We start from the raw sequence: 10,307 nt of genomic DNA, 5'->3' as shown, positions 1-10,307 counted from the left end.
GTTTCGGACGGGTCCGGCGAAGGCCTTCGACTAAACGACCCGTCTACCTGTCGGACGCTCTTCTTGCGTACGCGTCGTCGCGCGCGCCGACACTCGCCGTAGGGGACCGCTGAACCGCATCCAGAGTGAAATGCGTCATCGGGGGCTCAAGGATTCTTCCGATCTTTTCGGAGACGCTCGAAGACTATCAGGATCTTCTATCGCGCACACTCCGAATAAATACTTAGCGTAACCGCAAGCCATGTAACCTTTCTTTGATTCATGTCAAACATGCCCGAGATCGAGTCAGTTAAGGTGCATGGAATGGCCTCTCTCTACCCGCAACACCGCACCCTCAGCGCTCGCGTCAACACCTTCGGTCAGTATCTGTTGAGCCGTTATGGTCAGCGGGTGCACAAGCTTGCCCTGAACGCGGGGTTTACCTGCCCCAATCGCGACGGCCAAAAAGGCATCGGCGGCTGCACCTTCTGCAACAACGTCTCTTTCAGCCCCAACGCCAAGGCACCGGCCCCGATTGCGGAGCAGCTCGATGCCGGGCGTGCCGTGATCGCCAAACGCACCAGGGCGCGGCGCTTTATGGCCTACTTTCAGGCCTATACCAATACCTACGATCCGGTCGAAACGCTGCGCGAGCGCTACGACGCCGCACTCGTGCACCCGGACGTGATCGGGCTCTCGGTCGGTACACGTCCGGACTGTGTGCCGGAAGCGGTGTTGGACCTGCTCGCCCGCTATCGCGCCCGCGGCAAGGAGATCTGGCTTGAGCTGGGCCTTCAGTCGGCGGACGACCGCACGCTCGAGCGGGTCAATCGCGGGCACGGGTTCGCGGACTTTCGAACCGCCGTTGCCGCCGCACGGCGTCGCGGCATTCCGGTCTGCGCACACCTGATCGTCGGGCTCCCGGGCGAGGGGCGCGACGCGGCCTTGTCGAGCCTGGAGCGGGTACTCGAGCTCGGTGTGGAGGGATTGAAGATCCACCCGCTGCATGTCGTGCGCCAAACCCGCTTGGCCATCGACTGGCGACGCGGCGACTATACGCCGCTGGCGCTCGACGACTACGTGACTATCTGCGCCGACCTGGTCGAGCGCACGCCGCCCGAGGTGACCTTTCATCGCCTCACCGGTACCGCCTCGCGCGACATCCTGCTCGCGCCCGGGTGGTGCAACCGCAAATGGGCGGTTCTGAACGCCATCGAGGCGGAGCTTTACCGACGGGGATCGCGCCAAGGCGATCATGCCGCGCCCGCGTCCCATCCAAAACTTGCAAGCACAGCCTGACCCTCGGAGACCCCCTGTATGGAGCTCGTCTGTCCCGCCGGCAATCTGCCGTCGCTCAAGGCCGCCGTCGACAACGGCGCCGATGCCGTCTATATCGGGTTTCGCGACGACACCAATGCCCGTCACTTCGCCGGCCTGAACTTCGGCGAGAAACAGATCCGCGAGGGTCTGAAGTACGCCCGCGACCGCAAGGTCAAGGTCTTCGTCGCCGTGAACACCTACGCGCAGCCGAACGGCTGGTCACGTTGGACGGACGCGGTCGACCGTGCCGCGGACCTGGCCGTCGATGCCCTGATCCTTGCCGACATGGGCGTACTCGACTATGCCGCCGAGCGTCATCCCAACCTCAATCTGCATCTCTCGGTGCAGGGCTCGGCGACCAACCCGGCGGCGATCGGCTTCATGCATCGCCATTTCGGGATCCGTCGCGTCGTGGTGCCGCGCGTGCTCTCGCTCGCCCAGGTCGCGAACCTCATCGAGAACGTCGAGGTCCCGGTCGAGATCTTCGGATTCGGCAGCCTCTGCGTCATGGTCGAGGGCCGCTGCCTGCTCTCCTCCTATGCCAGCGGTCAGTCGCCCAACACCTACGGCGCCTGCTCGCCGGCCGCGCACGTGGAGTGGCGCGACACCCCGCAGGGTCAGGAGACGCGGCTCGGCGGCGTCCTCATCGAGCGACGCGGACACGGCGAGCCGGCCGGTTATCCGACGCTCTGCAAGGGACGCTTCACCGTTGAAGGCGAGATCCGTCATGCCATCGAGGAGCCGACCAGCCTGAATACGCTCGACATCCTGCCCGGAATCCTCTCGGCCGGCGTGAGCGCCATCAAGCTCGAAGGGCGTCAGCGCAGCACCCGTTATGTCTCGCAGGTCACCCGCGTCTGGCGAGAGGCAATCGATGCCTGCAAGCGCAACCCGCAGGCGTTTCGCGCGAAGGAGAGCTGGCATCAGATCCTTGCCCAGGTCTCGGAAGGCGCGCAGACGACCATCGGCCCCTATCACCGGCCTTGGCATTAAACCGAAACGACGATGACAATGGATTCCATGCAGAGCCAATCGCCACGCCCGCGCCTCTCACTCGGCCCGATCCTCTACCACTGGCCGCGCGAGCAGGTCCTCGACTTCTATGCCGAGATGCTCGAAACCCCGGTCGACGTCGTCTACCTCGGAGAGACCGTCTGCTCGAAGCGCCGACTGTTGCGCCCGGAGGATTACTGGGAGCTGGCCGAGCGGATCGTTGCCGCGGGCAAGCAGGCGGTCATCTCGACCCTGGCGTTGATCGAATCCGACGGCGAGCTCAAGACCCTCAAACGTATCTGTACCGACGAGCGCTTTCTCGTCGAGGCCAACGACCTCGGCGCACTCGAATTTCTCGAAGGGCGCCCCTTCGTGGCCGGTCACTCGATCAACCTCTACAATCAGCGCACCCTGTCCTTCCTCGTCGCCCGCGGGCTGAAACGCTGGGTCCTGCCGGTGGAGCTCGGCCGCGAGACCGCCGCCGACCTGCTGGCTGCGCGCGCGGACGGCGTGGAGTGCGAGCTGTTCGCGTTCGGGCGCCTGCCGCTGGCCTACTCAGCGCGCTGCTTCACCGCCTACAACCGCGATCTGCCCAAGGACGACTGCCGGTTCTGCTGCGCCGACTACCCGGATGGGCTGCTGGTCGCGACACAGGACGGCGAACCCTTCCTGGCGCTCAACGGGATCCAGACTCAATCGGCCGGCACCCACAACCTGCTGCCGTCGCTCCAGGAGGTCGCGCGCATGGGTGTGGATCTGCTGCGCATCAGCCCGCAGTCCCAACACACCGCGGGCATCATCGACGTCTTCGCCGCCTGTCTGGCCGGCGACATGGATCTCGCGACCGGCATGTCGAAACTGCGCGACTGGACTCCCTCGGGCCTCTGCGACGGGTATTGGACAGGCCAGGCCGGGATCGCCAACAGCCCCGTGGAGCGGCGGCTTTAGATTCGTCGATCCGCTCGGTGTAACGCCTGCCATCGCGGCACGTGGCGCAGAGCGCCACGGGGCATGCGTGACACCGCGGAGCGGGTGTCACGAGTTCCTTAGGGTGTCGATTGAGCAGGAGGTTGTGGCGAGCCGTACGAGGCACAAAGAACCGTCGGAGCAACTCGTGCCTCCTTTCCTGAGCACAACCGTCCTGAGTACAACCGGCGAAAGCACCCGGCAGCGACGCTCAATGCCCCGGAAAACGCAGCCCCGCCATGCGATCGAGCGCCCGCGTGAGCGGCGCCCAGCGCGCGGGCGGCTCGAAAGCATCCAGAAAATTCTTCAGGTAGAGCCCAAGCTCCGTATCCCCGGACATCCGCAACCGGCGCTGGAAGAACAGCGTATCCGCATCCTCGCGCCGCGCGGCCAACAGCATAAACTCGCGTAAACCGCCGGCAACGCTCGCATCCGGCGGCAAGTCCTTGCCGTATCCACGAATATGACCGCCGCTCACACCCAGACAGTAACGAACCCCGATATCGTCGATCTCGATACCGACCCGACGACCGTCCAGAAAATCCAGCTCGCCTTCCGCGAGCGACTCCTTCATGACCTGGTTCAAAAGGGTCGCCAGCGTTTGGCTGTGCAAAACACTCGGGATCAGGCGTAGCGGGAAGGTCAAGGGAAACAACAAACGTTGAGCAGAGGGCATATCCGGGTTCTCGTCGCGCTAAAGATGATCGGGCAGCCGAGGATTATACTCAGCCGGCGTGTTTTTTTGCGCGACTGTCGGCAGCTCGTCATCTACCCCCAACGGAAAAGCGCGACAGATTCCGGTCCAAGACACCATGAGAGATCGGGCGAGAGGCGGGAGCTGAGACTCCTCCTTCGGATTCATGCGACAACCCGGGCGAGAGGCGAGATTTCAAGCGTGTCGCCGGTGCACGTCGCGGGGCTTCGTCGGCTGACCCGGTTTTCGAGTCTGCCGCACCCCGACCGCTCTTTTTCTTCGCCCCCGAGGCTTGTGCCATTTCCGGGGTCACATCCATCCCGAGAACCTGCCGCGCCTGCACCGAGTAGGGTAGAACCCCCTTCTTCCGGAGGTAGGAGACCAGAACGGCATGGGTATAGCGCTGCGTCTCGGGATAGGCGACAAATCCGCCGCCGCGCTCCAGCGCGCCTTCACCGGCGTTGTAGGCCATGACCGCTTGTCCGATGGAGTCGTACTTATCGAGGAGACGTCTGAGGTGTCTCATTCCGGTATGCAAATTGGTTGCCGGATCAAAGAGTGCATCGACCGACGTTACACCATAGTCGGCGCCCGTGGCAGGCATCACTTGCATTAGCCCCACCGCGCCGGCGCGCGAGACCGCATGTGCGTCGTAGGCTGACTCGGCATTGATCAACGCGTGTACGAGATCGAGATCGAGCCTGTACTTCCTGGCAAAATGCTCGATCGTCGCGTTGACCTGCTGCCGGGACGGCGGCGCGGTTCGGGGGGGGATAGGCAACGAATTCGGGACCGCTTCGGCGGTCTTGCGGTCGGAGGTCGCATCGGTGACGAGGGCGGTGTTGCCAACGACAGCCTTGGCGCGCATCGGGCCGCCGGTCGTCTGCGACGGACTCGCGCTGGAATGCCCCGCAGCCAACGCCAAACCGAACGCCAGAAGCCAAATTGGGTACCGATCTCGATTCACCGACATCCGCGTCAACCTCTTCAAAGCGCACGCATCGACAAGTGTTGTCGGAGCCTCCGCCCCATCGGCAGCACTCCGGCCCCGGTTCCTGGAGGTCGTCGACGCGATTCCATCGCCGCGCACCCCTACGCATCATACGATCTTAACGTGTGAGTATTCCCGAATCATCCTCGCGACGCTCCGATTCCGCTCGTCCGAGAGCTGTCGCGGGCGGTCCTTCGATTGGGCTTGCGTCGCGCTCGGCAGTCGTCTTCGCGCATGGCCACATCCCCGTATCCCCTAGTTGCCTCTGAGGGCCTGTACGTAGTTCCCGCCCTCGTCGAAGATCTATTCGGCGATCTTTGGTCCGGCACCCCATTGCGTCGATGACAATGATCACCATACTTATCGGATCGACTCGACGCCGAGAAACGTCACGCGTGTCTCCGAGGAGGCTGAAGAGGGCAAAAAGTGAAGAAGCGGTTTCCGGTGTGACCATCGTCGCAACGCCATAACGGAGGAAAATCGGCACATTGCGGGCGCAACGTCATACTCTATCGGAGACTCTATCTCTGATCTATAGCGCCACTTCCATACCGAGGCTACGGGGCCGACAACGCTTTAGATTTGAGTGCGCACTATTAAATGGCATCAAGGAGCGCGTCGGCAATGTCCCCGACTCGCCAACCGGGCGCTAGGGGATCACGGCCTTGGTCCGGTCGGACACGCACTGATCGCGCATGCGGCGGTACGCCTCGGGCCACCCTATCGGTTGGTAGTGGACCTCGGGGGCAATTATAGGCAAACCCCAACCCGTTGCGCTAAACTCGCCAAAAGCGAACAGTAGATGAGACCGGCATACTACTAGCGGCGTCTTTGGCTAGCCCGGAATTCAGGAAACGGCCCGAAACGGGCTATCGGTGCCGGTGCGGGGGTTGCACCCCAACATCCGCACTCTCGGTCGGCACATTGAGGACCTGAAACGCGGCAGCACGACATCCCCCTTGGCCCTGGGTTCAGTCGATAACGGCGCGCGGATTCCAAAACCGAGCCTCCCGTCTTTGAGCAGACAGATCCTGGCATCTCTTTTTGCGGAAATGATCAATCGGAAAATTTGCGGCACCTCCACCACTCGAAGGCGGGGCGGGCCTGATCCCAGCGAAAAAAAGAAACGCCTCGGCGGCACGGCGAACGATCACAGAAGCGGCGGCCTCTGGTCCTTAGCTCAAGCACCACCCCGAGGAGCCGTGCCTCGACGCGGTGCGACCATGAAACCGACACAAACAACCGCAGTATAAGGAGTTTTTGTTGTGCCAACTCACTTCTTCCCGCAGTGCAATAGACGAAAATCGCTGAGTTCTCCACTGACTCTTTTGGTCGGTTGGTTGATTCTTCTGATAACAGCATCTGCGTCAGGTCAAGTGACCGGGATCGATCAACCCGCAGCCATCGGCCCCTTCGTCAACGGCGCATTCCCGTCGACGACCCCGACTGCAGGCAACGATTGGCACGTCGAGGACGCATTCCCGCATATCGCAGTGACCAACACGACGGTCATCGCGCCGAATCCCAACGACAACCGACTCTATGTGGGGTCCCGGGACGGAGTGATCGAGTCATTCAACAATGTCCCCGAGGCCGTGACTAAGGATCCATTCATGGATCTCAGGGATCGCGTGGCAGTGGTCTGGGACGGTGGATTCCTGGGTATGGTCTTTCATCCCGATTTCGGCAAACCGGGACACCCTTTCGAGCGCACGTTCTACACGTTTTACTCTTCACACTGCCCTTACGATGCGACCCAGGCGGGCGTTGACCTCAGCAATTGTTTCAACAATTACCCTCGCGACAATACCGGACCCAACAGCGGCTTCTTTGGTGTTTATTTGAGACTGGCACGCTACGAAGTCTATGATGCCCAGACCGACATCTTGATCGGAGACCCTCTGTCCGAAGAGGTTCTACTCAACATCCGTTTGACCAATAACACCCATCGCGGCGGCGGAATGACATTCGGAAACGACGGGCGTCTTTATCTTACCATCGGAGAACAAAGGCGTCAGGACACCGCCCAAGACATCGAGAACAATCTACAGGGCGGCGTCATGCGACTCGCCGTCGACATCGATGACAACGGCGATGGGACCTGGGATTGCCCTGTCGGTAGCCATATCGCACCTCGATTCCTGCAATCCGTCACGGGCAACGACGATGAGGTCTCAGGCCGACTCTATTGCGTTCCGGACGACAATCCCTGGGTCGGCCGAGCCAATAGTTTCGAGGAATATTTCAGCATCGGCCATCGCGCTCCGCATCGGCTCGCGCTTGATCCCGCAAACGGCCGACTGTGGCTCGGCGAAGTCGGCCATCAGACGCGCGAAGAAATCAATGTCTTATGCAGTGGGTGCAACTTCGGCTGGCCCTTCCGTGAAGGATTGACGGAAGGCCCGGGCGACACTCCCGCCACCATACTCGGGATTTTGACTGATCCGGTCATCGATTTCGTCCGCACAGAGGCGCGCGCCATCATTGGTGGATATGTCTATCGCGGCAGCCGCTTCCCCGAGCTCAGAGGGCGTTACATCGCGGGCGACTATGTGACCGACACCATATGGGCCGTCGACTTGCCCCCGGGAAGCACCACGGCAACGAAAGAGGTGCTTACCACCTTCACCCCGAAGCAGCTCGCCACGTTTGGCGAGGACAATGACGGAGAGATCTATCTCGGAGACGTGTTGGGCACGGGGCCTCTGCAAAGGCTTGCGCGAAGCGGTGCTCCGGTCGCGGAGCCGCCGTTCCGTTTGTCTGAGACGGGCGTGTTCGAGAACCTCCCGAACAGCCAGAATATAGGAGGTCCCGCGGACCTGCAGCCTGCTCCGGGCGTAATCCCCTACGACCTCAACAGCCCTCTTTGGTCCGATGCTGCCTTCAAGTACCGCTTCCTGGTGGTTCCCAACGACGGCACTCACGACACGCCCGGGGAGCGGATCGCCTTCTCGGAAGAAGGCCAATGGGGATTTCCGATCGGCAGCGTCGTGGTCAAGCATTTCGAGCTTCCCTCAGACCCGGTGAATCCCGACCCGTCGACGGCTCGGCCGACCGAGACTCGATTCCTGGTTCACGGTGAAGACGGCGATTGGTACGGAATCACCTACTCCTGGCTTCCCGACGGTTCTGACGCCATCCTGGTCGGGTCGACGGGAGCGACAGAGATCATCGACGTCGGCGGTGCGGACGGATGGACTTATGAGTGGGACTACCCGTCCCGGACACAGTGCATCCTCTGCCATACCCATCTCGAATTCGTACTCGGACCCAAGACCCGTCAGCTGAATCGCAGTGTCACCTATTCGCAGACCGGCCGGACGGCCAATCAACTAGTCACGCTTAATCACCTTGGGCTTCTCAGTCCCAGTCTGGAGGAGGCCGAGATCAATCTCTCAACGGTTCTGACATCCGCCGCTTTGGATGACGAAACCGCGACATTGGAGCATCGCGCCAGGTCATATCTCGACAGCAACTGCGCCGGTTGTCATCGCGGGCCGGACGGCGCCGCCGGACGAGCCATCTGGGACGGTCGGCTGCTGTCGTCGCTGGATCTGAACGACACTGGAATGATCGGCGGCAACCTGTCAGACGATCTCGGCGATCCGAACCTCCGTGTCATCACACCCGGAAGCCACCTGACATCCGCTGCCTGGCTTCGACTCGAGAGTATCGATCCAACCCTGATGATGCCTCCTCTCGCTAAGCATCTCGCCGATGCCCAGGCAACCGAGGTCTTTCGCGATTGGATCGACGGCATGCCGAATCAGCCTCCCAACCTAAGTCATCCCGGTGACCGGAGCAACGACGAGGGCGACCAAGTCAGTCTCCAACTGCTCGCGACGGATCCGGAGAACGATCCCCTTACATGGACCTTCGACCAGTTGCCGCCAGGTTTGACCATGGACGACTACGGCTTGATCATCGGCACTGTGGGGCTCGGTGCACGAGGCATCTACAACGTCACGGTTACTGTCGAGGATCCATTGGGCGGTCGGGACTCCGAGACATTCGCGTGGACGATCGGGGAGCCGGGAAATCTGCCGCCGACAGTAAGCACACCTGAGGCGCAGACCAGCAAAGCCGGGGCAACCGTATCAGTTCAAATCGAGGCCTTCGACCCGGATGCCGACCCGCTGACCTACAGCGCGGCCGGCCTGCCGCCGGGTCTAAACATCGAACCGACAACCGGCCTGATCAACGGAACCATCCGCACCGACGCCATCGGAGACTATTCGGTCTTGGTCGTCGTGAGCGACGGCATCGACACCGCCGACGCCGGCTTTGTCTGGAGCGTGACGGCGACCGGCGGCGGGGTCGTCCTGGACTATCCGGACTTCGCCGACGTTGCGGGCTGGCAACTCAACGGCGCCGCGCTCGCGACCGAGGGCGTGCTGCGGCTCACCCCGGCGGCAAAGCTGCTGGCGGGCTCCGCCTTCCATGCCACCGCCTTGGATATCGACGCCGACACCTCGTTCTCCGCTCGCCTGGACTTTCGCGTGCACGGGGCGCTCGACGGCGCCGACGGTCTGACCTTCGTCGTCCAGGGCACCGCCCCGACCGCCCTCGGCAGTCTCGGTACCGGCCTCGGTTATGCCGGCATCCCCGCCAGCCTGGCCGTGGAGATCGATACCTTCAAGAGCCGCAACACCGCCGATCCCGACGCCAATCACCTGGCGGTACTCCTCGACGGCAGCGTGGCGGTCCAACAGGCCGAGTTCTCCCCCGCCTTCGATCTACAGGACGGCCTGCTGCATACCCTGTGGGTGGACTACGATGCCCCGAGCGGGATCCTCGCGGTCTATCTCGCCGAGACGCCGGGGACGAAGCCGTCCGCCCCGGTCATGAGCGCCGCCCTCGACCTGCTTGGCGTGGTCGGCCCGCAGGCCTACGTGGGCTTTACCGCCGGCACCGGCGGCAAGGTCAACAATCACGACGTGGAGGGGTTCTATTTCGCAACCGCCGCGGCCGCGCCGACCAACCGTGCGCCGCTGCTGAGCGATCCGGGCGATCGCTCCGACGCGACCGGCACGAGCGTGTCCCTGCAGGTCCAGGCCAGCGATCCGGACGGCGACGCCCTGACCTTCGACGCCTTCGGTCTACCCGCCGGGCTGACCATCTCCTCCGAGGGCCTGATCGCCGGCATCATCACCGCCGATGCCGGCGACTACCCGGTCACGGTATCGGTCAGCGACGGACTCGAGACGGTCACGGCCGGCTTTGTCTGGAGCGTGACGGCGACCGGCGGCGGGGTCGTCCTGGACTATCCGGACTTCGCCGACGTTGCGGGCTGGCAACTCAACGGCGCCGCGCTCGCGACCGAGGGCGTGCTGCGGCTCACCCCGGCGGCAAAGCTGCTGGCGG

The 10,307-nt window shown here is 62.8% G+C and carries 6 protein-coding genes; 4 read left to right on the top strand and 2 right to left on the bottom strand.

Annotated elements, in window-relative coordinates:
- Positions 1–303: 303 nt before the first annotated feature.
- From THIMADRAFT_RS22650 to ubiV, 3 genes are read left to right on the top strand one after another with little or no spacing between them, the layout of a single operon-like run.
- Complete coding sequence (locus tag THIMADRAFT_RS22650) at positions 304–1,278, top strand: TIGR01212 family radical SAM protein (RefSeq protein WP_040733889.1); 975 nt, start codon at positions 304–306, stop codon at positions 1,276–1,278.
- 18 nt (positions 1,279–1,296) lie between these two features.
- Positions 1,297–2,292 (top strand): ubiquinone anaerobic biosynthesis protein UbiU, encoded by a 996-nt coding sequence (gene ubiU, locus THIMADRAFT_RS22645; protein WP_007195466.1) that lies wholly within the window; start codon positions 1,297–1,299, stop codon positions 2,290–2,292.
- A gap of 18 nt (positions 2,293–2,310) precedes the next feature.
- Entirely contained in the window at positions 2,311–3,240 is a 930-nt protein-coding gene (gene ubiV, locus THIMADRAFT_RS22640) for a ubiquinone anaerobic biosynthesis protein UbiV (RefSeq protein ID WP_007195465.1), read from the top strand.
- Between the two features lie 229 nt (positions 3,241–3,469).
- Here ubiV and ubiT read toward each other — a convergent pair whose 3' ends face one another.
- On the bottom strand, positions 3,470–3,934 hold the full coding sequence (gene ubiT, locus THIMADRAFT_RS22635; RefSeq protein WP_007195464.1) for a ubiquinone anaerobic biosynthesis accessory factor UbiT: 465 nt from the start codon (positions 3,932–3,934) through the stop codon (positions 3,470–3,472).
- Between the two features lie 88 nt (positions 3,935–4,022).
- Entirely contained in the window at positions 4,023–4,820 is a 798-nt protein-coding gene (locus tag THIMADRAFT_RS22630; protein ID WP_083829369.1) for a lytic transglycosylase domain-containing protein, read from the bottom strand.
- A 1,499-nt stretch (positions 4,821–6,319) separates the two neighbouring features.
- On the opposite strand from THIMADRAFT_RS22630, the gene THIMADRAFT_RS22625 reads away from it, so the two are divergent.
- Positions 6,320–10,307, top strand: a 3,988-nt coding sequence (locus THIMADRAFT_RS22625; protein ID WP_040733886.1) for a putative Ig domain-containing protein, incomplete at its 3' end; no start/stop codon positions are given.

Origin of the sequence: Thiocapsa marina 5811, from assembly GCF_000223985.1 — a bacterium.
Taxonomy (GTDB): Bacteria; Pseudomonadota; Gammaproteobacteria; order Chromatiales; family Chromatiaceae; genus Thiocapsa; species Thiocapsa marina.
This window is presented reverse-complemented; position numbering and strand designations above follow the sequence as displayed.